This window comes from Aliiroseovarius sp. CAU 1755, from assembly GCF_054482655.1.
The window spans coordinates 650,378-674,193 of the sequence record NZ_JBTLRH010000002.1; the positions used below are offsets into that span (position 1 = coordinate 650,378).

Here is a 23,816-nt window from a genome sequence, read left to right on the forward strand (position 1 = left end):
GGACCCGGTTCTGATGCTTTCGCATAGAACCGGGCAGAAGAAGGGGAAGGGTAATGGTTTCGACAAACCATAACAGGAAACGGGGATTTGTTTCCTGTGTGGAAACAACATCGCAATGCCTTTCCCGTCATGCAAGAGCGGCCCAATGCCACCCGAGCGATTTGGGCTGGAATCTGCCACTTCATTCCTGCAACGGGCGAATTCATGCCGATTACCCCTCGAATACATCCGGAAATGCTGCGCGCGCACGGCCCACATCGATCCGAAGCAACGCTTCATAGCTCTCTGGATCGAATGGGTCTTCGGCGGCCACCACCTCGCGGCCGAACAACCAGGACAGACGTCCTGCATCCAGATTTCCGCGCTCAAACGGCTGATCGCCGAAATATTCCCACAGGCATTTCATAAACCCCACATCCGCGCGCCGGTCCGCTGGCCTACGATCGGCATAGCGTTCGCGCGCAATCAGGGGCGTCGCGCCGGACTTGTTAGGTCGACGTATGGTGAACTGGAAATCCGTGCTTGGCAGGCGTCCGGGAAAACCCTTGTGCTTGGTCATATATGGCAAGGCCATTAGAACCCCTCCCAAATGCAGCTATCGTCTTCTGGACGGTAGGCTTCAAAGAATTGCGTGGCGTCCGGGTCCGCGATGCCAAATTCCACCGGTCTGTCAGACAACACGACGATGATCTGCGCAGGCATTTCGGCGCCTGTTTCGATCAACTTCGGCAAGATGAAGTCCTGACACAGCGCTGCCATATCCTCTTCGGCCTGCACGAACGCGATGCTGCCTGCATCGCGCGCAATGCCCGGGGCAAGAAACCGATACCTGAAGGCTTCGCCAACACCGCTTTGCACATCATAGATCACGTCCATGAATGTGATATCTTGCCCGGATGGAACGGCAATCGCACTGCCTGACGGCCACGGCGCATCAGCTGCGGCACCATCAGCCGGTGCAGTCTGCGCCACAGCCACGACCACCGCCGCCGCTTTGACCAGCCCTGCTGGCATACGATATGTGCGCCCGCCAAGCATACCTAGAGCGGAATGTTGTCGTGTTTTTTCCACGGGTTCTGCACTTTCTTATTGCGCAAGGACGCAAAGGCGCGGCTGATCCGCAGGCGCGACGACCGTGGCTGGATCACTTCGTCGATAAAGCCCCGCTCTGCTGCGACAAAGGGGTTTGCGAACCGATCTTCATAGTCTTGTGTGTGCTGCGTGATCTTTTCGGCATCGCCCAGATCGGCCCGATGCAGGATTTCAACTGCGCCTTTCGCGCCCATCACGGCGATCTCGGCAGTCGGCCACGCATAGTTGAAATCCCCCCGCAGGTGTTTGGAGGCCATCACATCATAAGCACCGCCATAGGCTTTGCGGGTGATCAACGTCACCTTCGGCACTGTCGCCTCGCCATAGGCAAAGAGCAGCTTGGCACCATGCTTGATAACCCCGCCATATTCCTGGCTGGTCCCCGGCAGAAAGCCCGGCACATCAACAAGCGTCAGGATCGGGATTTCAAAGGCGTCACAGAACCGCACGAAACGGGCCGCCTTGCGCGAACTGTCGATGTCGAGACAACCCGCCAATACCATCGGCTGGTTGGCCACGACACCAACGGTTTGACCTTCAAGCCTGATAAAACCGGTGATGATGTTCTTGGCGTAATCTTCCTGGATCTCGTAAAAGTCGCCTTCATCGGCAAGCTTCGTGATCAGCTCTTTCATGTCATAAGGCGTATTGGCGTTGTCGGGCACCAAGGTGTCCAGACTTTCGTCAATCCGGGCAGGATCGTCGAAGAAGGGGCGCGTTGGGGCCTTGTCACGGTTGTTGAGCGGCAGGAAATCGACAAGGCGGCGAATTTCGGACAGGGCTTCGACATCGTTTTCAAACGCACCATCGGCGACCGAGGATTTGCGGGTGTGGGTCGATGCGCCGCCCAATTCTTCGGCCGTGACGACCTCGTTCGTAACGGTTTTCACCACATCCGGACCCGTCACAAACATGTAGGACGTGTCTTTCACCATGAAAATGAAATCCGTCATGGCCGGCGAATACACGGCCCCCCCTGCGCATGGCCCCATGATCACCGAGATCTGCGGCACCACGCCCGAGGCCATGATGTTGCGCTGGAACACTTCGGCATAGCCCGCAAGCGACGCGACACCTTCCTGAATACGGGCCCCACCGGAATCGTTGATACCGATCACTGGCGCTCCGTTTTGCACGGCCATGTCCATGACCTTGCAGATCTTTTCAGCGTTGGTTTCGGAAAGAGAGCCACCAAACACCGTGAAGTCCTGACTAAACACGTAAACCAGTCGCCCGTTGATCGTGCCCCAGCCCGTGATGACACCATCGCCAGCGGGTTTGTCGGCTTCCATGCCAAATTCCGTGCAGCGGTGGGCCTTGAACATATCAAATTCTTCGAACGAGCCTTCGTCCAACAAAAGCTCGACCCGCTCGCGCGCGGTCAGCTTGCCTTTCTTGTGCTGGCTGTCGATTCGCCGTTGACCGCCCCCAAGGCGAGCTTTTTCACGGCGGTCTTCAAGTTGCTGAAGAATATCTTTCATCTGGCGGCACTCCTTGATTTGCGGGCAAACTAGCCTTGTGTGGCGCAAGCTGAAAGCAAAATAGGGCGAATTTGCAAATTTGTTGCAATGCCAATTTTGCAAAATGAATAGTTGCGAAGCCCTGCGGTCACCAATGGACAGCTTGAAGTCGCAGGACTAGCCATGAGAGATGAGCCCCCTGCCCGCCCCCAGATTTCTTGACGCAACCACGCCTCCGCACGTGTTCACGCTGACATTCGTGGCGGCGGCGGCGACGCTTTCGATGAACGTGTTTCTGCCGTCGCTTCCCGGAATGGCTTTGTATTTCGAGGTCGACTACCGCGTCGTGCAGTTGTCGGTGGCGCTGTATCTTTGCATGAATGCCCTGATGCAAATCGTCGTGAGCCCGATCTCTGATCGGTTTGGCCGCCGTCGGGTCATTCTGGCAGGCTTTGCGATCTATATACTGGCGACACTCGGTTGCATTGCGGCCCCCAGCATCGAGGTCTTTCTAAGCTTTCGCATGCTGCAGGCGGCCGTCGTTGTTGGGGTGGTGCTATCGCGCGCCGCGATCCGCGACATGGTGCCGGGGGATCGCGCGGCCTCGATGATTGGCTATGTCACGATGGGAATGTCCATCATCCCGATGATCGGCCCCTCAATCGGCGGCATCTTGGACCAAAGCTTCGGGTGGAAGGCGAATTTCTGGCTGCAAGCCGGAGCAGGACTGGCGGCGATGCTGCTGACCTGGCGCGATTTGGGTGAAACCGTTACCCCAAGACCCGGCGGCTTTCGCGCCCAGTTTCAGGCCTATCCGTCACTTCTGACCTCGCCACGGTTTTGGGGATATTGCCTGTCTGCCGCTTTAACGTCTGGCGCTTTCTTTGCCTATCTGGGCGGCGCGCCATTTGTGGGCAGCATGATCTATGACATGAGCCCCGCCCGTCTTGGTTTGTTCTTTGGCGCGCCGGCCGCCGGGTATCTTGTCGGCAATTTCATCTCGGGCCGCTTCTCGACCCGCATCGGAATGACCCGAATGGTGCTCTGGGGGGCGATCATCACAGCGACTGGTTTGCTGATGTCGGTTGCACTTTTCCTGCTCGGCTTGGGATCGGAATATGTGTTCTTCGGCTTCATGACATGGGTCGGGATGGGCAACGGCATGACGCTGCCCAATGCCACCGCCGGCATGATGAGCGTGCGCCCGGAACTGGCAGGCAGCGCATCCGGCCTTGGCGGCGCGCTGAACATCGGCGGTGGCGCGGCTTTGTCGGCCTTTGCCGGTTGGCTATTGGTGCCGGGATCAACCGCCTTGCCCCTGCTGCTGCTGATGCTGGCGTCGTCACTTCTGGCGGTCGTTTCGATCCTCTTCGTTATTCTGCGCGAACGACGATTGGGGCTTTGACGCCGCGCATTTGCAAATGATACGCTGCGCCTTAAGGAAGTTTGCAAACCACGCAAGGGAGCGCACGCCATGGCCACTCAGAAGCTCTATGCCGGTGTTAAGCTGCGCGAAATTCGAACCCGCCTTGGCCTGACACAGAAAGCTTTTGCCGAAAAACTGGGCGTGAGCCTGCCCTATCTAAATCAGATGGAGAACAACAACCGCCCGGTGTCCACCGGCGTGGTTCTGGCCTTGGCGCAGGAATTTGGCTTTGATGTTGCCGAACTATCGACCGGCGACGCAGAACGCCTGGTCAGCGACATGCGCGAAGCCTTCGCTGATCCGGTCTTTTCCGATGTTCCTCCGTTGGCCGACCTTAGACTGGCGGCGTCAAACGCGCCGGCATTGGCTCATGCGCTTCTGGAACTGCACCGCGCCTATCGCCTGGGCCACGAACGGCTTGCATCGCTAGATGAAAACATGGGCGCAGGGGACAAACGCACGCAGGCCAGCCCATGGGACGAGGTTCGCGATTTCTTTCACTATTGCGACAATTACATCGATGCTGTGGACCGCGCCGCCGAGCATTTCGTGAACACAGGAAAATCGCGCGGCCTGTCCCCGGCCGGCATGGCCCAATCTGTCCTGTCAGACCGCGGGATCAGCGTTGTGCACGCTGATCAAGACCCGATGCGCAGCTTTGACCCGGACACGCGCACCCTTACCCTGTCCACCCGCCCACCTCGCGCCACGCAGGAATTCCAGCTTCTGATGCAAGTCGCACTGCTGACGCAAGACGCGCTGCTGGAAGCCACCTTGGATTTTGCGCGATTCCAGACCGAAGAAGCCCGCGCCATCGCCAAGTTGGGCCTTGCGAACTATTTTGCAGGTGCGGCGCTGCTGCCCTATGAGCAGTTTCTCGCCGCCGCTCATGAGACCCGCCACGATCTGGAGCGGCTTGCTGATCGGTTCGGCGCGTCGATCGAACAGGTCGCGCATCGCCTCTCCACCTTGCAGCGCCCCGGTGCAAAGGGCATCCCATTTTTCTTCGTGCGCGTCGATCAGGCGGGAACGATCACCAAGCGACATTCGGCAACACGCCTTCAATTTGCCCGTTTTGGCGGGGCCTGCCCTTTATGGAACGTCCACCAAGCCTTTGAAACACCTGGACGTTTCCTGCGCCAATTGGCCCAGACACCGGACGGCATGCGGTATTTTTGTCTGGCGCGAAACGTGTCGAAATCAGGTGGCAGCTTTGACGCCCCCGTGCGCCGCTATGCCATCGGGTTGGGGTGCGAGGTAAAACATGCAGGCGCTTTGGTGTATGCTGATGACCTCGACACCTCGAACGATGCAGCATTTGAGCCCATTGGCGTATCGTGTCGCATCTGCGAACGCCAGTATTGTCACCAACGATCAGTCCCTCCCCTTGAACGCAAGTTGCAAGTCGACCCATATTCACGAGGAACCCTTCCGTACGAGATCAAACGATGAAACGACATCTGCTTTCGATTGCCATGGCCCTGATGACCTTGTGCGTGCTCACGGCGCTGCCCGCGACCGCCCAATCGCTTGAGCAGCGCGTTTTCTATCAGTTCAATCCGAAACGCGAAAACCCCAAACAAGTCAGCGACAAACGGCTGGATGAAGTGATCTACAAGGGTTTGGTGCTCTGGGTCAGCAAGCCCAAGCCCGGAAAACCGACTGTGTTCTACCTTCACGGTTCTGGTGGAAACCTCGCGCTGCGGGCCAAGAAATTCCCTTGGTTTCTGGAACGCGGCTACGGGCTTGTGGCCATGGCCTATCCCGGCTCGTCCGGTAGCGCCGGCACCCCCGAGCGTTACCGCATTCAGAAGCTGGCGACAGAGCTATATCAGGACTTGCCGAAGTTTGTCGGCGACAGCCGGATCATCTTGCTGGGCGAAAGCCTTGGCACCGGGGTTGCGATCGAACTGGCTGCCCATCCGGTTGCAAAACGCAATCCCCCCTTGGGGATAGTGCTGCAAAGTCCCTATACCTCGCTTCTGGATCTTGTGCGCTACAAAAACCCCGCCATGCTGCCGCTGTTCATGGCGCGCACTGACCTGTGGCCGTCAAAACGCGTGATCGGTCGGGTCAAGACGCCGCTGTTCATTATGCATGGCGCAAAGGACACCACCGTTCCGGTGTCGATGGGCCGCGAGCTGTATCGCCGCTCAGCAAGCGCAAACAAGAAGCTGGTCGTTTTTCCCAGTGCCGACCATGGCTCAATCTGGCGTGTCGAGACACGCCGGAAACTTCGGGCTTGGATCGAAAAACTCTACTGAGAGTGCTAAAAAGAACGCCCCGAAACCTGTTCGGGGCGCATTTTTTTGATCGACGTGGCAGCCTTCTCAGGCGGCGGTCAGCATCCGGTAAATCTCGTCTTTGAGTATGGCGCGTTTCTTGCGCATCTCTTCTTCGTTAAACTGATCTGTCGGTTCGACATTCGTTTCTGCGCGATGAACGGCTCGGTTCAACTCGTGATACTCTTCAGCCAACTTGGCGAAATGCGGGTCTGATACCTTCAGTTCAGTCATCTTCGCGGCCAATTCGGGAAATTCTTCATGCAACTCATGAGGGGTGTGGGACATTCGCGATTTCTCCTCTTTTCAATGTTCAGATAGATAGTGCGCGTGATCCCGCATGGGCTGCTTTGACAGGGATCAAACAACGATGCTCAGCGCTGTTTATTTTGCCAGTCCGGATGAATCCACGGCGCATCGTTCGATGCGGCCAAGCGGCGCCCAAGGATGTGATCCGCGGTTTTTTCCCCCACCATGATCGATGGCGCATTGAGGTTGCCATTGGTGATACGTGGAAAGACCGAGCTGTCGGCGACACGCAATCCCTGAACGCCGATCACCCGCATGTCGGAGTCAACCACGGCCATCGGATCATCGGCGCGACCGATGCGACACGTGCCGCAGGGGTGATAGGCGCTTTCGGCGTGTTCGCGAATGAAGCTGTCAATCTCGTCATCGGTTTGCAGCGCATTGCCCGGTTGGATTTCGTGCTTCACATGGTCATTGAACGCGTCTTGCGAAAATATTTCGCGGGTCAGGCGGATGCAGGTGCGGAAGTCTTCCCAGTCCTGATCGGTGGACATGTAATTGAAGAAAATGCGAGGCGCCTCGTTCGGGTCGGCACTTTTCAGGGTGATTTCCCCGCGTGACGACGACCGCATCGGTCCGGTATGGGCTTGGAACCCATGCCCTTCGGCAGCGGCCTTCCCGTCATAGCGCACCGCCATTGGCAGAAAATGATACTGGATATCCGGGTATTCAACACCCGCGCGCGAGCGGATGAAGGCGGCGCTTTCAAACTGGTTCGACGCGCCCAGGCCCGTTTTGGTGAACAGCCATTGCGCGCCCAGAATACCCTTCCAGACAAGGTTCCAATACCGATACAGTGTGATCGGCTTCTTGGCTGCATACTGCATATAGACCTCAAGGTGGTCCTGCAGGTTTTGCCCGACACCGGGGCGATCTGCGATAACCTCAATCCCGTGCTCGGCCAGATGCGACGCGGGGCCGACCCCGGACAGCATCAAGAGCTTCGGTGAGTTGATCGAGCTTGCGGCGATGATCACCTCGGCCTCGGCGCGGATCACCTCGATTTTTCCGGCGCGCTCGACCTCGACCCCGATCGCGCGACCGTCTTTGATCACCACTTTGCGCACAAACGCCCGGATCAGCTCGCAATTGTCGCGCTTGAGCGCCGGGCGAAGATAGGCGTTCGCCGCCGACCAGCGTCGTCCCCGCCAAACCGTCTGCTCCATCGGGCCGAAGCCCTCTTGCTGTTGGCCGTTATAGTCACCGGTGACCGGGTATCCGGCCTGCTTTCCAGCCTCGACAAAGGCATGAAACAAAGGGTTTGCCCGCGGCCCGCGCGTGACGTGGAGCGGCCCTTCTGTGCCGCGCCAGTCGCTGTCGCCACCGTGGCCACCGTCATGCCAATGCTCCATCCGTTTGAAATAGGGCAGCACATCCGCATAGGCCCAGCCATCCGCCCCCATCTCGGCCCAGTGATCGAAATCGCGCGCATGACCGCGCACATAGACCATCCCGTTGATCGAGCTTGATCCGCCAATCACCTTGCCGCGCGGCGTCACCAATGTGCGCCCGCCCAGATGCGGTTCAGGGTCGGTTTTGAACCCCCAGTCATACAAGCACATATTCATGGGATAGCTCAGGGCGGCGGGCATCTGGATGAACGGACCCGCGTCCGAGCCACCATGCTCGATGACCAGCACCCGTTTTCCGGCCTCGGCCAGTCGATATGCCATGGCGCAGCCCGCGCTGCCCGCGCCCACAATGATGTATTCCGCTTGCATGTTCATATGTCCGATCGTCGGCCGCTTATTCCCCGCGCGGGAAACGCTGACCTTCTTCAAGAGTGTCCAAATTCATGTGATTGCGCATGTAGCGTTCAGACGCTTTTTGCAGCGGCTGATAGTCCCAAGGGAAATACGCCCCATTGCGCAACGCCTCGTAAACCACCCAGCGGCGCGCCTGACTTTCGCGCACTTCGGCATCAAAAGCAGCCAAATCCCAGCGGGCTTCTGATTTGGCGCGCAGGCTGGTCAAAGTGCCTTGATGCGCCGGGTCGTCTGCGAGGTTGGTCAATTCGTGCGGATCGTCGTCAATGTTGAAAAGCTGATCGGGATCAAGCGCACAGCGGTTATATTTCCACGGTCCATATCGTAAAGAGACAAGCGGCGCATAAGACCCTTCGGCCGCATATTCCATCGCAACCGGGCTTTCACGTGTGCCTCCCGTCGCCACCGGCAACAGGCTTTCGCCATCCACCCACGGCATCACCTCGTCCAGCGATACCCCTGCCAGATCGGCCAGTGTCGGCGTCACATCCAGCGTCGAGACCGGGGCCTTGACCAATCCGGGCTCAAGACCGGGAGCCGCGATCATCAGGGGAACGCGCGCGGACCCCTCGTAGAAGTTCATTTTGAACCACAGCCCGCGTTCACCCAGCATATCACCGTGATCCGAGACAAAAACGATGATCGCCTCCTGCCGGGTCCGCTCCATCACGTCCAGCATCTCGCCCACCTTGTCATCCAGATACGAGATGTTGGCGAAATAGGCGCGGCGCGAACGGCGGATATCCTCGTCCGTGATATCGAAATTGCGCCAGTCATTGGCGTCGAATATCCGCTGCGCGTGGGGGTCATGGTCGTCGTAATCCATCGCGGGGACGTTGGGCAGAAGGTGCTCGCAATCCTCGTAGAGATCCCAGTATTTGCGGCGTGCCACATAGGGGTCATGCGGATGCGTGAAGCTGACGGTCAGGCACCAAGGGCGGTCGTCGTGACCCCGCGCCAGATCATAAAGCTTGGCGCAGGCGTGATAGGCAACTTCGTCATCATACTCCATCTGGTTGGAAATCTCGGCGATTCCCGACCCCGTGACGGACCCCATGTTGTGATACCACCATTCAATCCGTTCACCGGGTTTGCGATAGTCCGGCGTCCAGCCGAAATCGGCGGGGTAGATATCGGTCGTCAACCGTTCCTCGAACCCATGCATCTGGTCGGGGCCGACAAAGTGCATCTTGCCAGACAGCGCTGTCTGATAGCCCGCACGGCGCAGATGATGGGCATAGGTCGGAATGTCGGACGCAAACTCAGCCGCGTTGTCATAGACCCGCGTGCGCTTGGGCAATTGGCCCGACATGAAGCTGGCCCGGCCGGGCGCACACAAGGGGCTGGCCGTGTAAGTGTTGGCGAACCGCACCGACCGTGCCGCCAGCTTTTTCAGGTTGGGCGCGTGCAGCCAATCGGCAGGCCCGTCTGGAAACAGGGTGCCGTTCAACTGGTCAACCATGATGATCAGGATATTCGGGTTGGTCATTGGTTGGCCTCCAGCAGCACATCAAGGCAGGCCAATACGCGCTCGCAGGCGTGCCCGGCACTTGGGATTTCTTCGCGCAGGGCACGGCGGATATAAAGCCCGTCGATCATCGAGGCGATCGTGTCGGCCACATCATGTGCCGCGTCCCCTACAAGCGGGCGCAGATCGTGGACAAGGTTGGAATGCAGCCGGTGCTGATAGACACGCAACAGCCGCCGCGCGCCGTCATTGCTTTGCGACATCACATAAAAATTCAGCCAGGCCGAAACGACCTCGGGGCGGAAATTCCCGGCTTCAAAATTTGCGCGGATGATCGCCTCGACCCGGTCGCGGGGGGCCGTAGCACCCAGCAGCGCGGCCCGCACCTGCGCGCTATAGACTGACAGAATATGGCGCATCGCCGCCAAGAAAATCTGGTCCTTGCCACCGAAATAGTGGTGGGCCAAGGCACTGGACATGCCAGCCCGTTTGGCGATCTGGGTCACGGTGACATCCAAGCTGCCGGCACGCCCGATCTCGTGGATCGTGGCCTGCACCAACGCTCCGCGCCGGATCGGTTCCATTCCAAGTTTCGGCATGACGTCTCCTGACCAGATGCTGGCGCAGGGTTGCGGTTTTTAATTGACTCGTCAATCAATAAAAAGCAGCGTCTGTAATCAATGAAGCTGGTTTCGCCCCCGCGTGTGCTGCGTTAGGGTTCGTGCGAGCGGTCCGCGTATACCACCGGACCACCGCCAAATAAGAAACCGCACCAATAAACAGGGAGCGACAAATGAACCTCAGAACAACACTATCCGCCATTGCCCTTTCGGCCGCCGCAACGACCGCCTTCGCGGACGGCCATTGCAAAGAGATCGTATTCTCAGACGTTGGCTGGACAGACATCACCGCGACAACCGCCGCGACAACCGTTGTGCTTGACGCACTGGGCTATGAGACCGACATCAAGGTGCTGTCCGTGCCGGTGACCTATACGTCAATGGCCGAAGGCGACATCGACGTGTTCCTGGGCAACTGGATGCCCACAATGGAAGCCGACATCGCGCCCTATCGCGAAGCGGGAACCGTTGACACCGTGCGCATGAACCTTGATGGCGCCAAATATACGCTGGCTGTGAACAAAGCGGCGATGGATATGGGCATCAAGGATTTCGCAGACATCGCCGCCAATAGCGACGCGCTGGAAGGCAAGATTTATGGCATCGAGCCCGGCAATGACGGCAATCGCCTGATCCAGTCGATGATCGACGATAATGCCTTCGATCTGGAAGGGTTCGAAGTCGTCGAAAGCTCGGAACAAGGTATGCTGGCGCAGGTTGCGCGGGCCGACAAGAAAGGCGAGCCGGTTGTCTTCCTTGGCTGGGAGCCGCACCCGATGAACGCCAATTTCGACATGGGTTATCTGACCGGAGGCGACGATTTCTTCGGCCCCAACCTTGGCGGCGCACAGGTCATGACCAACACCCGCAAGGGCTATGTCGAAGACTGCCCCAATGTCGGTAAGCTGCTGAACAACCTCGAGTTCACGCTGGCCATGGAAAACGAGATCATGGCTGCGATCCTGGACGGTGGTGAAGACGCCGCAGATGCCGCCAGCGCTTGGCTGAAAGCCAATCCCGATGCGTTCATGGCGTGGCTTGACGGCGTGACCACCTTGGATGGTGGCGACAGCGTTGCCGCCGTGAAGGGCGCGCTGGGTCTCTGATCCAATCCAACCCAACACCGCGCCGGGGTTTCTCCCCGGCGCGTTTCTTTGACAGATCAATATCTGGGGATGTATGATCATGGAGTGGCTGACGGACACGAAGATCCCGGTGGGCAAAACCGCCAAACGGCTTTTCGACTGGCTTCAGGAAACCGGCGAGCCCTTTTTCGACTGGCTCAGCTGGTTGATGGAGCTGTTGATTGACGCAATCCTTTGGGTGCTTCAAACGCCACATCCCCTGCTGATCACCGCTGTTTTCGTCGCCATCACCTGGATCTTGCAGCGCAACTGGAAAACCTGCGCGCTGGTGTTCTTCGGCTTCCTGTTCATCCTTAACCAAGGGTATTGGGAGGAAACGACCGAAAGCCTGACGCTGGTCCTTTCGGCCTGCGTCGTGTGCATGGCCGTCGGCACCCCCATCGGTATTGCAGCCGCTCATCGTCCAAGGCTCTTTCGCGCCATGCGGCCTGTTCTGGACCTGATGCAGACCCTGCCGACCTTCGTTTACCTGATCCCTGCGATCGTCTTTTTCGGCATTGGCATGGTGCCGGGTTTGATCGCCACTGTGATCTTCGTGTTGCCCGCTCCGATCCGCCTGACCCATCTTGGGGTCAGCTCGACCCCGCCTGACCTGCTTGAGGCTGCACAAGCCTTTGGGGCGACCCCGCGGCAGACCCTTTGGAAGGTCGAACTTCCCTATGCGCTGCCGCAAATCATGGCTGGCCTGAACCAAACTATCATGTTGTCGCTGTCCATGGTGGTGATCGCGGCCCTTGTGGGCGCAGATGGTCTGGGCGTGCCCGTCGTGCGTGCCCTGAACCAAGTGAACACCGCGCTTGGCTTTGAGAGCGGCATCATCATCGTGGTCGTTGCCATCATGCTCGACCGTATCCTGCGGGTGGAGCGCTGAGATGACACAAGCAACGAACCCATCCGAAGCCACAGGCGTGGCGGTCAAATTCGACAACGTCTCGATCGTATTTGGTGACAATCCTCAAGCGGCGCTTCCGATGATGGACGAAGGGAAAACCCGCGCCGAGGTGCAGCAAGACACCGGTCAGGTGCTGGGCGTCCACAATTGTTCGCTGGATGTGCAGCAAGGCGAGATTTTGGTGCTGATGGGCCTGTCCGGCTCGGGCAAATCCACCCTGCTGCGGGCGGTAAACGGGCTGAACCCCGTGGTGCGCGGCGCGGCGCATGTGTCCGATGGCGATACGCTGGTCGATGTCACCAACGCAGACAAAGCCACGCTTCGCCGCATCCGTGCGCGCCACGTGGCCATGGTTTTTCAACAATTCGGCCTGCTGCCGTGGCGCACCGTGCACCAGAATGTGGGGCTGGGGCTGGAGCTTGACGGCGTCTCGCTCGCCGATCGCAAAGACCGCGTTGACGCGCAGCTAGAGCTGGTGGGCTTGTCCGACTGGGCCGACCGTAAAGTCGGCGACTTGTCAGGCGGGATGCAGCAACGCGTCGGGCTTGCACGCGCCTTCGTCACAGAAGCCCCGATCCTTTTGATGGACGAGCCGTTTTCGGCGCTTGATCCATTGATCCGCACGCGCCTGCAAGACGAGTTGATGGAGCTACAGCAAACCCTGCAACGCACCATCATTTTCGTCAGCCATGACTTGGACGAGGCGTTCAAGCTGGGCGACCGGATCGCCATCATGAAAGGCGGGCGGATCGTGCAATGCGGCACACCGCGCGATATCTTCACGGCGCCTGCCGACGATTATGTCGCGGATTTCGTGGCACATATGAACCCACTGGGTGTTCTGACGGCACGCGATGTGATGATCTCAGGCGACAGCACTGCCAGCGTTCAGATCGAAGCGCGTGACCGTGTCGTAAAGGTGATGCGCGCCCTGAAAGGGCAGCCAGAGGTGGCAGTCGTGGACGGCGGCCGCGTGGTGGGCCGGATCACGTCCGATCACGTGATGGAGCGCCTGCTGGACCCGCGCAACACGGACTAGGGCGCCGCGATACAGTAGCTCTGCCCGTTTTTCTTGCCAGCGGCTTTGCGCGGGCAGTCTTGTGTAGCAAGCGCCGACGGCCCCTCGGCCCCTTCACTGCGGATCGCAATGATTTCGTGCGCATAGCTGAATGGTCGCGCCTGAAGCGTCCACCCCGCAAGGCGCGGTGGGGTGCCTTCTGCGTCTGTCTGCAAATGCGGATCATCTGACCGCAGCAGGACAAAGAACTGCCGGCCACCCAGTCTTGTATGAACCTGCGGCACCTTTATCCAAACATCCTGTCCCGAAGGCTTTGCACAAATCTCGGGTCGGATCACGGCGCGCTCAGCCTGACCATCTGCACCAACGGGGTCCCATCGGATAACCCTGTCACAAAAGGTCGCGGCCCCACGCGAGGCCGCAGTGTCCTGCGTCGACTGGCAGCCCGTCAGTGTCGTCAGTGATGCAAGAAGTGCTGGAATGGCGAAAAGGCGCATGTGGACCCTCTGATTGATTGGAAAAACCTACAACAAACCTGTAATTGGTCAAGCAAGCATGTCAGCGCGCCGCCATCCTTGCACTTTTGCGCGCATCGCGCGCCAATCAACAATTGCCAAACCTTCCCGCCGTGCCCATTGTCGCGAAAACAATGAAGCCCGAACCCTGATGCCGAAATTTGCCGCCAATCTGACCCTTCTGTTCAAGGAATTGCCATTTCTGGACCGCTTCGAAGCTGCGGCTACAGCGGGTTTTGCGGCCGTTGAAGTGCTGTTCCCCTATGACGATGCCGCGTCCGAGATCACAAGGCGGCTGACGGCCAACAACCTGAAGATGGTGCTGATCAATACGCCGCCGCCAAACTGGGCAGGTGGGGATCGTGGATTTGGCGCCATTGCCGGTGGACAAGCCAGATTTCAACATGATTTCAGGCGTGCGGTTCGCTTTGCCCAAGCGTTCGACGCCACGCATCTGCACATCATGGCGGGCAAGGCGCAGGGTCAGGTCGCACATCAGACGTTTGTGGAAAACCTGCGATGGGCCGCCAAGCAAGCGCCCGCGCAAAGCCTGACCATCGAGCCCATCAATGCGCAGGATATGCCGGGGTATTATCTGAACGATTTCGATCAGGCCGCCGCCATCATTGCCGAAGTCGGCGCACCGAACCTGGGGCTGCAATTCGACGCCTACCATGCCGAGAAAATCACCGGCGATCTTTGGTCAACCTGGGACACGCACAAAGCCATCACGCGCCACATTCAGGTCGGTGGCCTTCCGGACCGGCGCGAACCCATTCGCGGTGATGTCGACTTCCCTGCCTGGTTTCGCAAAGTTGATGCAGACGGCTACGCCGGCTGGGTCAGCGGTGAATACCACCCCACCGCCCAGACCGAAGCCGGGCTGATTTGGATGAGGGGCTAGGCGCGCTGATTGCGCACAGGTCTCATGCTGCAGGTCTTAATGCGCTTCGGCCCAAGTCATCCCGGTGCCCGCGTCCACAACCAAGGGCACGTCGAGCTTGACCGCGGGTTCAGCCGCGCTTTCCATGACACCGCGGACCGCTTCGATCACCTCATTCACGGCACCCTCCTCCACCTCGAAGATCAATTCGTCATGGACCTGTAACAGCATCTTGGCGGGCAGTTTCGCAATGGCGTCAGGCATGCGCACCATCGCTCGGCGGATGATGTCAGCCGCCGTGCCCTGAATGGGGGCGTTGATCGCTGCGCGCTTGGCAAAGCCGGCTTGCGGACCTTTGGCGCCGATTTCGGGGGTGTGGATACGCCGGCCAAACAGGGTCTCGACACGCTTGTGTTCTTTCGCAAACGCAACAGTTTCATCCATATACTGGCGAATGCCGGGGAACCGTTCAAAGTAGCGGTCGATGAAGCCCTGTGCCTCGGACCGAGGAATGCGCAGATTGCGGGCCAGTCCGAAGCCTGAAATGCCGTAGATCACCCCGAAATTAATCGCCTTGGCCTGTCGGCGGATGTCTGGCGTCATCTCGTCCAGCGGCACGTCAAACATTTCAGAGGCCGTCATGGCGTGAATGTCCTGCCCCTCGCGGAACGCTTGTTTGAGCGCGTCAATCCCGGCGACATGGGCCAGAATACGCAGTTCGATCTGGCTGTAATCGAGGCTGATCAGCTTGGTGCCTTCGGGCGCGACGAAGGCTTCGCGGATGCGGCGGCCTTCTTCCGAGCGCACCGGGATATTTTGCAGGTTCGGGTCCGTCGATGCCAGCCGTCCAGTGTTGGCCCCAGCAATCGAATAGGAGGTATGAACGCGGCCTGTGTCAGGGTGAATGTGATCCTGCAGCGCGTCCGTATAGGTCGATTTCAGCTTTTGTAGCTGGCGATAGTCCAGAACCCGCGCGGCAAAATCGTGTTCCGTGGCAAGGTCTTCCAGCACATCGGCGGGGGTGGACCACTGCCCCGATTTCGTGCGCTTGCCGCCTTCCAACCCCATCTGGTCAAACAGAATTTCACCCACCTGCGCAGGGCTTTGCACGTTGAAATCCCGGCCTGCAATCTGGTGCAGTTCGGCCTCGAACCCGGCCATTTTTTGCGCGAAAGCATTGGACATGCGCGACAGGACTTCGCGGTCCACCTTGATGCCCGTCATCTCCATTTGTGCCAGCACCGGGACCAAGGGGCGTTCAAGCCGCTCGTAGACACGGGTCACTTGTGCGGTGTGCAGGCGCGGCTTCAGGACATGCCACAGGCGCAGCGTTATATCCGCGTCCTCGGCGGCATATTTTACCGCGTCCTCGATCGGAACACGGTCAAAGGTGATCGCGGCCTTGCCAGCCCCAAGCAGCGACTTGATAGGGATCGGGCTATGGTTCAGATAGCGTTCGGACAGCGCGTCCATCCCGTGGCCATGCAGCCCCGCATTCTGCGCATAGGAAATCAGCATCGTGTCATCAATCGGCCCGACCGCTACACCTTGTCGGGCGAAAATCTTGGCATCGAATTTCATGTTCTGACCGATCTTCAGGATCGCAGGATCCTCCAGAACCGGCTTCAGAATGGCCAGCACTTCGTCCAGCCCCATCTGCCCATCGGCCAGATCGGTGCCGCCAAACAGATCATCGGACTGGCTGGTCTTGTGGATCAGCGGGATATAGCATGCATTGCCCGGCTCTACCGCCAGCGAGATGCCGACAAGATCCGCGCGCATTTCGTCAAGCCCGGTTGTTTCGGTATCGACGGCGACATATCCACGCTCGGTAATGCGCCTGACCCAGGCGGCCAAGGCGGTGGCGTCCTTCACCCACTCATAGCGGCTGGGATCGATCGGGGGCATCTCTGGTGCGGTGGTCGCCCCGGCGCCGTCTGCCTCTACGATCTTGATCTCGGGACTGTCCACACCAAGCTTCTTGGCCACCCGATTGGTCAGCGTGCGAAACTCCATCTCGGCCAGAAAGGACAACAGGTCTTCGGCATCGGGGTCTCTTAGTTCCAGATCTTCAAACGGGATGTCCAGATCCATGTCATCATCCAGCTTCACAAGATCGCGGCTGATGCGGATTTGTTCGATGTTGTCGATCAGGGACTGGCGGCGCTTGGGCTGTTTGATCTCGTCGGCGCGCGCCAAAAGCGTGTCCAGGTCTCCGTATTCGTTGATCAAAAGCGCTGCGGTCTTGATCCCGATCCCAGGTGCGCCGGGCACGTTGTCCACGCTGTCACCCGCAAGTGCCTGCACATCCACGACACGGTCCGGCCCGACGCCAAACTTTTCTTCGACCCCTTCCACACCGATGCGCTTGTTCTTCATCGGGTCCAACATCTCGACCCCGCCGCCAACAAGCTGCATCAAGTCCTTGTCCGAAGACAGGATCGTGACCCGCGCCCCGGCGGCGTTGGCGCGTTTTGCAAAGGTGGCGATGATGTCGTCGGCCTCGAACCCTTCTTTCTCGATACAGGCGATGTTGAAGGCGCGCGTCGCGTCGCGGGTCAGCGGGAATTGCGGCACAAGGTCTTCGGGCGCGGGCGGGCGGTTGGCTTTGTAGAGCGGATACATATCGTTGCGAAAGCTTTTGCCCGAATGGTCAAAGATCACCGCCACATGGGTCGGTGCATCCGCCCCTTCATTGTCTTCGACAAACTTGAACAGCATGTTGCAAAATCCGGCAACAGCCCCGATGGGAAGGCCGTCGGATTTGCGCGTCAGGGGTGGCAACGCATGATAAGCGCGGAAGATGAAAGCCGACCCGTCGACCAAGTGCAGATGACATCCCTTACCGAAGCTCATCACTCTCTCCCTTTATTTATCATACGCGCAGGGTCGGCAAAGGCCGCGCAGCGCCTGCCCGCGGCCTTGTCAGGTCCCGTCAGTCTGTCGTCCGTTCAAAGCGTCAAGCCGCCTGAGGGCCCCCGGCCTTTGCGACTGTGTCTGCAAAATCCTTATGGACAAATTTGCAGTCACAATAGGGGCATTCGACCCAGCCATGTTCCAGTGGCATCTGCAAATAGACACGGGGATGGCCAAGGGCGCCTTCGCCCCCGTCACAGGACACTTTGTAGCTGTCCACGATCTTGGTTTCGGGCGGGGACTGGGTCATGTCGGACACCTTCTTCTTTCGTTTCGCGCCATGATACCAGTGACGCGGGCCATCGCAAGCCAGAACCGGTCAATCATCAAAGCGTTTCAACATCCGGCCCAGCATGCGCCCCCCCAGAATATGGGTGTGCAGGTGCGGCACCTCCTGCACGCCGGCCTCGCCTGTATTGGCGATCATCCGGTAGCCTTGCCCGCCTGCACCGGGGTCAACGCCAAGCACGGCGCAAACCTTGCCGATGGCACGCGAATAGCCGACGATTTCAGCGTCAGTCGCCCGAGAGGCAAAGTGGTCATAATTCACATACGGCCCTTTGGGGATGACCAGCACATGCACCGGGGCTTGCGGCTGGATGTCACGAAATGCCAGTGCAAATTCATCTTCATAAACTGTGTCGCTCGGGATCTCTCCCCGCAGGATCTTTGCAAAGATGTTCTGATCGTCATAGGCATAAGTCATCTGATGTCTCCTTCATCGGTCGTATCTTCAACGTCCGGTCTGAGCGTGTCTCGTCAATCCGAAAAGAGGTGGTCCATTGCCGCAATTTCTTGCGCGCGGTCGGGAGAAATCGACAAAAAACGCGACAAGAGAAGCGCATTGGCTTCGGCATCGGCCGTTTCGCTGATCCGATAATACTCATCAAAGCCCGCGTCGCGGATGCAGTCGCTTTCAAAGGCGACATCGGCCCGGATGGTTGGCAGCAAGCGATCAATTGATTCTTTCGAGGTATTTTCTCCGGCAAGACCGACACGTTTGGCATGCCCCAAAAGGTAGTCGTCCGAGAATTCGCTGTCGACTTCAAGCAAACGGGTGGTGGATCGGTCCGAAAAGAAATCCTGTAACAAATCCAGGTTGTTTGGGTCCATGCACACAACCAAACGGTTGGTATCATAGTAATCAAACAGCATCCGCATCAGCGCCCGTCTGTGACGTGTGCGCTTGCCCAGCCGGGTTTGAATGCCGCCAAGGTCCGGCATCGGGCAGCTTTCTTCATCAAACAAATACTCGATCGTCGGAATGTCCGTGACCTGCCCGATTTTGTGCAACAGCCGCTTTCCGACATGCCACTTCTTGGCGACAACAATCAAAAGCTCACGATCCCGGCCCAGACTGCTTTCCGCCTCCCAAAAACGCGGCGCGAAACGTTGTCCGATCCTGCCGCGCCCGGTCAGAAATTTGAACAGGCTGCGCCCTTCGTTCGAGATGTGGAACTCGATCCCTTCATCAGCATAAAGATCGCCCAGCCTGCGCTTCAGCTCTCGCGCTTCTGGGCTGATTTTACGGGCAAACAGAAAGTCCTGACTGAGCAGCAGGTCATAGTGATCATCATAGAAGGTCACCGGCATTCCGTAGTCGGTGAACATCAGAAATGTCAGCGTGCGCGAGCGGATTTCGTGCTCTGGCACCAAATGGCGGATCAAGGTCTGAAAGAAGGTTTCATCCGGAATCCATGTGGTGCGAAAGAACCGCATCACATCTTTCCGCTTGCGGGTGAATTCGACGATCCATTCAACCGAACGTCGCCTGAGGCACCACCACTGGCTGCCGATCATCACCTGAATATCTTGCGGAATCTCGCGGGTCAGCCCCAGCTTTCTTTGCAGATTGAAACTGGTATAGAAACGGCGCTTCTGGGTGCGCTCGTTGAAGAAATGGCGATAGATCAGCCGCTCTTCTTTCATACCGGTCTTGATCCAGTCGCTTTCGAAATAGTCGAAGCTTTCGATGTAATCCGCGTCAGACGCATCCAGTAATGCATGGGTGTATTCGGCGGACTTGATCGCCATGCAATCGCCCGAGACCATATAAAAATGGGTCGCGCGCGGAAACGCCTCCAGCGCGGCTTCGACCGCGTTCAGCGTGGCTTGCACCAGCGACCATTCCCCCCACCCGCATTTGATCCGCTTGCGCGCGAAGGTCACATTGGGATTGTCGGCCAGCGCCGCACGAATGCGCCGATAGTGTTCAGGGTTGGAGCGCGCATCGAAATGAATCGACATGTAATCGCCGGCTGCCGTCAGTCGCGTCGCCTGACTGATAATGGCGTCGGGGTCTTTGTGGCAAAGCAAAATGAAAGCAATTTTAGCCATAGGCGCGCGACGAAACCTCTGAAACACTGGTATTGTCGCATAGATAGCGTGAACACCCATTGAAAAAACAGTGTTTCTTTGCTTTTTTCTTCGTAATCATGCAGTGGGTGCAGGTATTGACGAGTAAGGGCGCCAAGGAGGCAGCAGGTATATGGGATTTCCGGGCACGTGGATGACCGAAAGTGAAAGCGTCGTGTATCGGGTTGTCCCGAAATGCGCCTGCTCGACCATTGGTCAGATTATGTATTACTCTGACCATGGCGAATTCTTCGACGGCGACATCCACGACAGCAAGGATCGGCTGCACAAATGGTCGCAAGACGGCTCGCAAAAACTGATCGAGCAGAATGTTCTTGGCCACAAAAGCTATGCCTTCACCTGTGTCCGCAACCCATACACGCGTATCCTGTCGAGCTTTTTTGACAAGATCTGCGGCATTCAGCGTAACGGAAAGCGGTATCGCGGCAATCTGGTGCCGCTGCTGATCCAGAAATACGGCATCGAGGTCGGAGACCCAGAAAACGGGTTCGAGTTCGATCAGGTCGAAAGCTTCCGCCGCTTTTTGCTGTTCGCACGTGACACCATTCGGTGGCGACGCCCGATGGACCCAGACATCCACTGGTCAGCAATGTCCGGGCATGTCTCGACCTTCATCGTAAACGGTGGACAATACGACAACATCTTCTGGACCGAGAAATTCAACGACGGCATGCAAAAGGTACTTGATGCGATCGAGACGCCACACACTGTGCATCTGGACAAGATTCCGCGCTTCAATGAAAGCGAAGGGCACGGACCCAAACGTCTGCACCCGGTCGAAGATTACTTCGATGACCTGTCAATGCACCTTGTCTATGAAATCTTCAAACGCGATTTCAACCTGTTCAAATATGATTTTGAGAATCCGGGTAACAAGATGCCCATAGGCGAGATCGACTTGGACGAGGTGCACGCCAAGCTCGGTGACTGAGCCCAGCAGCTACTCTCTCAGACCAGGTTTTTGTCCCGCAGCAACGCCAACAGGTTTCTTTCCGCGCGCGGACCAACGTGACGGATCACTTCGCCTGCGATGGTGCACCCCATTTCCCCGCAGGTTCGGACATCAGCACCCGTTGCCATGCCATAGATGAACCCCGCCGCAAAGCCGTCCCCGGCCCCGGTGGCATCCACAGGCACAATGCGTTCGACAGGCACATCGACCCGCTCACCGTCTGCCACGATGGTCACGCCATCGCCCGACCGGGTGCAGGCAACCAAGGGGCAAATCGCAGCCGTTTTGGCCAGCGCTTCTTCCATGTCGGTCGCTTCAAACAGCGACCTGATTTCGTCTTCATTGCCGATCACATAATCAAGTTCGTGTTCGATCAGTGTCAGGAAGTCGTCGCGGTGACGTTCAACGCAGAAAGGGTCGGAAATGGCGATGCCAGCCTTGCCGCCCGCCGCACGGCACGCGCGCGCCATGTCGATAAACGCCTCTTTGCCCTTGTCCTTGTCAAACAAATAGCCCTCAAGAAACACGATCTCGGCATCGGCGGCGACGTCGGGGTCCACATCAGCCGATCCAAGTTCAGCCGAGATCCCCAGATAGGTGTTCATCGACCGTTCGCCATCCGGTGACACGAAGATCATCGAGCGCGAGGTCGGCAGCTCGCCCCCCGGCACAGGTGGGTTCACAAAACGGGTTCCGTCCATCTCCATCGCTTCGGCATAGAAGCGACCCAGCGCATCATCATGCACGCGCCCGACGAAACCGGTCGACAGGCCCAGTTTGCCGATCCCCGCCAGCGTGTTGGCGACAGATCCACCCGCCGCCTGTTTGCGGTCCTTCATCGAGCCATACAACACCTCGGCCCGCTCCCGTTCGACCAGTTGCATGATGCCCTTTTCAATGCCCATCATCTCAAGAAAGCTGTCATCGGCCATGGTCAACACGTCCACCACCGCGTTGCCGATCCCGACAACCTTATACTTTTTCGTCATAAGTTCTTTTCCTCGAAGGGGCACAAGTCCCGAATAATACAATTTGCGCACATTGGCTTGCGCGCCTTGCAGGTATAGCGGCCGTGCAGGATCAGCCAGTGATGTGCATGGTTTTGATAGTCGGCAGGGATGTTGTCTTCGATCGCGCGCTCGACCGCAGTCACATCTTTTCCCACGGCGATCCCGGTGCGGTTTCCGACGCGAAAGATATGCGTGTCGACCGCTTGTGCCGGCACGCCCCACCACATGTTCAAAACCACATTGGCGGTCTTGCGACCGACACCCGGAAGCGCCTGCAGCGCCGCGCGTGAATTGGGCACCTCGCCGCCATACTCCTCGACCAGAATGCGGCTCAGCTTGATGACGTTCTTCGCTTTCTGGCGAAACAGCCCGATGGTTTTGATGTGTTCGGTCAAGCCCTCTTCACCAAGGGCCAGCATTTTTTCAGGCGAATCTGCAATCTTGAACAATGCGCGCGTGGCTTTGTTTACGCCGACATCCGTGGCCTGCGCCGACAAGGCCACCGCCACCACCAGCGTGTAGGCATTCACATGCTCAAGCTCGCCCTTCGGTTCGGGTTCCGCCGCGTGAAAGCGGTCGAAGATCTCACGGATCTTGTGATATCCCAATTGCTTTGCCATGATTTTCTATGCCCTTTTCTGTGTGGCGTCACAAGTCGAGGATCCTGCGCAATTTTGCAGATGCGCACATTCCGGGTCGCTTTGACAACAGGTTCTGCAGCAATCTGATGGCACAAAAGGAAAGTAGACCGCCATGAGTGTTCACCACGACAGCTACCACTACAACGTCATCCGCCGCGCAATGGAGGAGATCGACGCAGCCGGCGGCGACGCCCTGTCGCTTGAGGCGCTGGCCGCACGCATGGATATGTCACCTGCCCATTTCCAACGGGTCTTTTCGCGCTGGGTCGGGGTGTCGCCGAAACGCTATCAACAGTTTCTGGCGCTTGGCCACGCAAAGACACTGCTGCAGGACCGGTTTTCAACCATGGACACGGCCCATTCGGTCGGCTTGTCGGGCCAAGGCCGGCTTCACGATCTGTTCCTGCGGTGGGAAGCGATGAGCCCTGGAACCTATGCGAAAGGCGGCGAAGGGCTGACCATCAATTGGGGGTGGTTCGACAGCCCGTTTGGCCCCGCGCTGGTCATGGGCACGGACAGGGGCATTTGCGGGCTGGGGTTTGCCGCCGAAACCGGCGAGGCGATCGCCATGTCCGATCTGCGGTCACGATGGCCAAATGCAACCTTCCGCGAAGACCCGGCAGCGCTTGCCGCGTGGGTAAACCAGGCTTTCAGCAGGCGTGGCATGACGCCTTTGCACCTGATCGGCGCGCCCTTCCAGATCAAGGTCTGGGAGGCCCTGTTGGCCATTCCGTCTGGTCACGTCACCAGCTACTCCCAAATCGCCCAGAAGGTTGGCTCCCCACGCGCGGTGCGCGCAGTCGGAACCGCCGTCGGCCGCAACCCGGTCAGTTGGCTGATCCCATGCCACAGGGCCTTGCGAAAATCGGGTGCGCTTGGCGGCTATCACTGGGGGCTTGGGGTCAAGCGCGCTCTGCTGGCTTGGGAAAGCGCCGAAATCGAAGAGGCAGAACGAGCCTGACACATCCCATTGCCGCCTCCATTAGGGCTTGTTATTCGATATCAAAGCGCTTTCATGTAAAGAAAGCAAAGAACAAACCTGAGG

The 23,816-nt window shown here is 58.4% G+C and carries 23 protein-coding genes; 9 read left to right on the forward strand and 14 right to left on the reverse strand.

What is annotated here, in order from left to right:
* Nucleotides 1-211: 211 nt before the first annotated feature.
* The 3 genes from ACXYMP_RS10255 to ACXYMP_RS10265 are packed head-to-tail and all read right to left on the reverse strand — an operon-like array spanning nt 212 to nt 2,573.
* Complete coding sequence (locus ACXYMP_RS10255) at nt 212-559, reverse strand: hypothetical protein (protein ID WP_458906509.1); 348 nt, start codon at nt 557-559, stop codon at nt 212-214.
* A gap of 14 nt (nt 560-573) precedes the next feature.
* Complete coding sequence (locus ACXYMP_RS10260; protein ID WP_298564971.1) at nt 574-1,014, reverse strand: DUF6497 family protein; 441 nt, start codon at nt 1,012-1,014, stop codon at nt 574-576.
* Between the two features lie 26 nt (nt 1,015-1,040).
* Nucleotides 1,041-2,573, reverse strand: coding sequence for an acyl-CoA carboxylase subunit beta (locus tag ACXYMP_RS10265; protein ID WP_298564968.1), 1,533 nt, complete (start codon nt 2,571-2,573; stop codon nt 1,041-1,043).
* Between the two features lie 169 nt (nt 2,574-2,742).
* On the opposite strand from ACXYMP_RS10265, the gene ACXYMP_RS10270 reads away from it, so the two are divergent.
* From ACXYMP_RS10270 to ACXYMP_RS10280, 3 genes are all read left to right on the forward strand, one after another.
* Entirely contained in the window at nt 2,743-3,957 is a 1,215-nt protein-coding gene (locus ACXYMP_RS10270) for a multidrug effflux MFS transporter (RefSeq protein WP_458906090.1), read from the forward strand.
* 69 nt (nt 3,958-4,026) lie between these two features.
* Nucleotides 4,027-5,430 carry a helix-turn-helix domain-containing protein gene (locus tag ACXYMP_RS10275; protein WP_298564963.1) on the forward strand — a complete coding sequence of 468 codons (1,404 nt, stop codon included), beginning with the start codon at nt 4,027-4,029 and terminating at the stop codon, nt 5,428-5,430.
* Nucleotides 5,427-6,242, forward strand: a complete 816-nt coding sequence (locus ACXYMP_RS10280; RefSeq protein ID WP_298564960.1) for an alpha/beta hydrolase — start codon at nt 5,427-5,429, stop codon at nt 6,240-6,242. Before ACXYMP_RS10275 ends, ACXYMP_RS10280 begins: the two co-directional genes overlap by 4 nt.
* 66 nt (nt 6,243-6,308) lie before the next feature.
* On the opposite strand, the gene ACXYMP_RS10285 is transcribed toward ACXYMP_RS10280, so the two are convergent.
* The 4 genes from ACXYMP_RS10285 to betI all read right to left on the reverse strand — a co-directional run bounded on the left by ACXYMP_RS10285 (nt 6,309) and on the right by betI (nt 10,402).
* On the reverse strand, nt 6,309-6,548 hold the full coding sequence (locus tag ACXYMP_RS10285) for a YdcH family protein (protein ID WP_298564957.1): 240 nt from the start codon (nt 6,546-6,548) through the stop codon (nt 6,309-6,311).
* Nucleotides 6,549-6,634: 86 nt separating this feature from the next.
* Nucleotides 6,635-8,290: a choline dehydrogenase gene (betA, locus tag ACXYMP_RS10290; protein ID WP_458906511.1), complete on the reverse strand. Its 1,656-nt coding sequence runs from the start codon at nt 8,288-8,290 to the stop codon at nt 6,635-6,637.
* A gap of 25 nt (nt 8,291-8,315) precedes the next feature.
* A complete protein-coding gene (gene betC, locus ACXYMP_RS10295) occupies nt 8,316-9,824 on the reverse strand; it encodes a choline-sulfatase (RefSeq protein WP_458906093.1) in 1,509 nt (502 codons plus the stop codon).
* A complete protein-coding gene (betI, locus tag ACXYMP_RS10300) occupies nt 9,821-10,402 on the reverse strand; it encodes a choline-binding transcriptional repressor BetI (protein ID WP_248370077.1) in 582 nt (193 codons plus the stop codon). Before betI ends, betC begins: the two co-directional genes overlap by 4 nt.
* A 194-nt stretch (nt 10,403-10,596) precedes the next feature.
* Between betI and ACXYMP_RS10305 the strand changes: the two genes are divergently transcribed.
* From ACXYMP_RS10305 to choV, 3 genes are all read left to right on the forward strand, one after another.
* Nucleotides 10,597-11,529: a choline ABC transporter substrate-binding protein gene (locus ACXYMP_RS10305; protein ID WP_458906096.1), complete on the forward strand. Its 933-nt coding sequence runs from the start codon at nt 10,597-10,599 to the stop codon at nt 11,527-11,529.
* 79 nt (nt 11,530-11,608) lie between these two features.
* A complete protein-coding gene (choW, locus tag ACXYMP_RS10310; protein WP_298564948.1) occupies nt 11,609-12,439 on the forward strand; it encodes a choline ABC transporter permease subunit in 831 nt (276 codons plus the stop codon).
* Between the two features lies 1 nt (nt 12,440).
* Nucleotides 12,441-13,499 (forward strand): choline ABC transporter ATP-binding protein, encoded by a 1,059-nt coding sequence (gene choV / locus ACXYMP_RS10315; RefSeq protein WP_298564945.1) that lies wholly within the window; start codon nt 12,441-12,443, stop codon nt 13,497-13,499.
* Here choV and ACXYMP_RS10320 read toward each other — a convergent pair.
* Nucleotides 13,496-13,975, reverse strand: coding sequence for a hypothetical protein (locus ACXYMP_RS10320; RefSeq protein WP_298564942.1), 480 nt, complete (start codon nt 13,973-13,975; stop codon nt 13,496-13,498). The genes choV and ACXYMP_RS10320 overlap by 4 nt on opposite strands.
* Nucleotides 13,976-14,144: 169 nt before the next feature.
* On the opposite strand from ACXYMP_RS10320, the gene ACXYMP_RS10325 reads away from it, so the two are divergent.
* Nucleotides 14,145-14,897 (forward strand): hydroxypyruvate isomerase family protein, encoded by a 753-nt coding sequence (locus ACXYMP_RS10325; protein WP_458906099.1) that lies wholly within the window; start codon nt 14,145-14,147, stop codon nt 14,895-14,897.
* A 36-nt stretch (nt 14,898-14,933) separates the two neighbouring features.
* Here ACXYMP_RS10325 and polA read toward each other — a convergent pair whose 3' ends face one another.
* The 4 genes from polA to ACXYMP_RS10345 all read right to left on the reverse strand — a co-directional run bounded on the left by polA (nt 14,934) and on the right by ACXYMP_RS10345 (nt 20,129).
* Nucleotides 14,934-17,732 (reverse strand): DNA polymerase I, encoded by a 2,799-nt coding sequence (polA, locus tag ACXYMP_RS10330; protein ID WP_458906101.1) that lies wholly within the window; start codon nt 17,730-17,732, stop codon nt 14,934-14,936.
* 103 nt (nt 17,733-17,835) lie between these two features.
* Nucleotides 17,836-18,042, reverse strand: a complete 207-nt coding sequence (locus ACXYMP_RS10335; RefSeq protein ID WP_458906103.1) for a zinc-finger domain-containing protein — start codon at nt 18,040-18,042, stop codon at nt 17,836-17,838.
* A 69-nt stretch (nt 18,043-18,111) separates the two neighbouring features.
* On the reverse strand, nt 18,112-18,498 hold the full coding sequence (locus tag ACXYMP_RS10340) for a histidine triad nucleotide-binding protein (RefSeq protein WP_298564930.1): 387 nt from the start codon (nt 18,496-18,498) through the stop codon (nt 18,112-18,114).
* A 53-nt stretch (nt 18,499-18,551) separates the two neighbouring features.
* On the reverse strand, nt 18,552-20,129 hold the full coding sequence (locus ACXYMP_RS10345; RefSeq protein ID WP_458906106.1) for a DUF5928 domain-containing protein: 1,578 nt from the start codon (nt 20,127-20,129) through the stop codon (nt 18,552-18,554).
* 151 nt (nt 20,130-20,280) lie between these two features.
* On the opposite strand from ACXYMP_RS10345, the gene ACXYMP_RS10350 reads away from it, so the two are divergent.
* Nucleotides 20,281-21,099: a sulfotransferase family protein gene (locus ACXYMP_RS10350; protein WP_458906108.1), complete on the forward strand. Its 819-nt coding sequence runs from the start codon at nt 20,281-20,283 to the stop codon at nt 21,097-21,099.
* 17 nt (nt 21,100-21,116) lie between these two features.
* Here ACXYMP_RS10350 and ACXYMP_RS10355 read toward each other — a convergent pair whose 3' ends face one another.
* Nucleotides 21,117-22,109, reverse strand: coding sequence for an adenosine kinase (locus tag ACXYMP_RS10355; RefSeq protein WP_458906110.1), 993 nt, complete (start codon nt 22,107-22,109; stop codon nt 21,117-21,119).
* A complete protein-coding gene (gene nth / locus ACXYMP_RS10360; RefSeq protein WP_298564920.1) occupies nt 22,106-22,750 on the reverse strand; it encodes an endonuclease III in 645 nt (214 codons plus the stop codon). Before nth ends, ACXYMP_RS10355 begins: the two co-directional genes overlap by 4 nt.
* 133 nt (nt 22,751-22,883) lie before the next feature.
* Between nth and ACXYMP_RS10365 the strand changes: the two genes are divergently transcribed.
* Nucleotides 22,884-23,732 carry a methylated-DNA--[protein]-cysteine S-methyltransferase gene (locus ACXYMP_RS10365; RefSeq protein ID WP_458906113.1) on the forward strand — a complete coding sequence of 283 codons (849 nt, stop codon included), beginning with the start codon at nt 22,884-22,886 and terminating at the stop codon, nt 23,730-23,732.
* The last annotated feature ends 84 nt before the right edge of the window (nt 23,733-23,816 follow it).

Bases quoted from the DNA above. Each gene is read 5' to 3' on its own strand.
- ACXYMP_RS10345 (WP_458906106.1), bottom strand. From the start codon at position 20,129: ATGGCTAAAATTGCTTTCATTTTGCTTTGCCACAAAGACCCCGACGCC.
- ACXYMP_RS10325 (WP_458906099.1), top strand. From the start codon at position 14,145: ATGCCGAAATTTGCCGCCAATCTGACCCTTCTGTTCAAGGAATTGCCA.
- ACXYMP_RS10320 (WP_298564942.1), bottom strand. From the start codon at position 13,975: ATGCGCCTTTTCGCCATTCCAGCACTTCTTGCATCACTGACGACACTG.
- ACXYMP_RS10335 (WP_458906103.1), bottom strand. From the start codon at position 18,042: ATGACCCAGTCCCCGCCCGAAACCAAGATCGTGGACAGCTACAAAGTG.
- choV (WP_298564945.1), top strand. From the start codon at position 12,441: ATGACACAAGCAACGAACCCATCCGAAGCCACAGGCGTGGCGGTCAAA.
- ACXYMP_RS10270 (WP_458906090.1), top strand. From the start codon at position 2,743: ATGAGCCCCCTGCCCGCCCCCAGATTTCTTGACGCAACCACGCCTCCG.
- nth (WP_298564920.1), bottom strand. From the start codon at position 22,750: ATGGCAAAGCAATTGGGATATCACAAGATCCGTGAGATCTTCGACCGC.
- ACXYMP_RS10350 (WP_458906108.1), top strand. From the start codon at position 20,281: ATGGGATTTCCGGGCACGTGGATGACCGAAAGTGAAAGCGTCGTGTAT.
- choW (WP_298564948.1), top strand. From the start codon at position 11,609: ATGGAGTGGCTGACGGACACGAAGATCCCGGTGGGCAAAACCGCCAAA.
- ACXYMP_RS10365 (WP_458906113.1), top strand. From the start codon at position 22,884: ATGAGTGTTCACCACGACAGCTACCACTACAACGTCATCCGCCGCGCA.
- ACXYMP_RS10355 (WP_458906110.1), bottom strand. From the start codon at position 22,109: ATGACGAAAAAGTATAAGGTTGTCGGGATCGGCAACGCGGTGGTGGAC.
- ACXYMP_RS10265 (WP_298564968.1), bottom strand. From the start codon at position 2,573: ATGAAAGATATTCTTCAGCAACTTGAAGACCGCCGTGAAAAAGCTCGC.
- ACXYMP_RS10255 (WP_458906509.1), bottom strand. From the start codon at position 559: ATGACCAAGCACAAGGGTTTTCCCGGACGCCTGCCAAGCACGGATTTC.
- ACXYMP_RS10280 (WP_298564960.1), top strand. From the start codon at position 5,427: ATGAAACGACATCTGCTTTCGATTGCCATGGCCCTGATGACCTTGTGC.
- ACXYMP_RS10275 (WP_298564963.1), top strand. From the start codon at position 4,027: ATGGCCACTCAGAAGCTCTATGCCGGTGTTAAGCTGCGCGAAATTCGA.
- ACXYMP_RS10340 (WP_298564930.1), bottom strand. From the start codon at position 18,498: ATGACTTATGCCTATGACGATCAGAACATCTTTGCAAAGATCCTGCGG.
- betI (WP_248370077.1), bottom strand. From the start codon at position 10,402: ATGCCGAAACTTGGAATGGAACCGATCCGGCGCGGAGCGTTGGTGCAG.
- ACXYMP_RS10285 (WP_298564957.1), bottom strand. From the start codon at position 6,548: ATGTCCCACACCCCTCATGAGTTGCATGAAGAATTTCCCGAATTGGCC.
- betA (WP_458906511.1), bottom strand. From the start codon at position 8,290: ATGCAAGCGGAATACATCATTGTGGGCGCGGGCAGCGCGGGCTGCGCC.
- ACXYMP_RS10305 (WP_458906096.1), top strand. From the start codon at position 10,597: ATGAACCTCAGAACAACACTATCCGCCATTGCCCTTTCGGCCGCCGCA.
- betC (WP_458906093.1), bottom strand. From the start codon at position 9,824: ATGACCAACCCGAATATCCTGATCATCATGGTTGACCAGTTGAACGGC.
- polA (WP_458906101.1), bottom strand. From the start codon at position 17,732: ATGAGCTTCGGTAAGGGATGTCATCTGCACTTGGTCGACGGGTCGGCT.
- ACXYMP_RS10260 (WP_298564971.1), bottom strand. From the start codon at position 1,014: ATGCCAGCAGGGCTGGTCAAAGCGGCGGCGGTGGTCGTGGCTGTGGCG.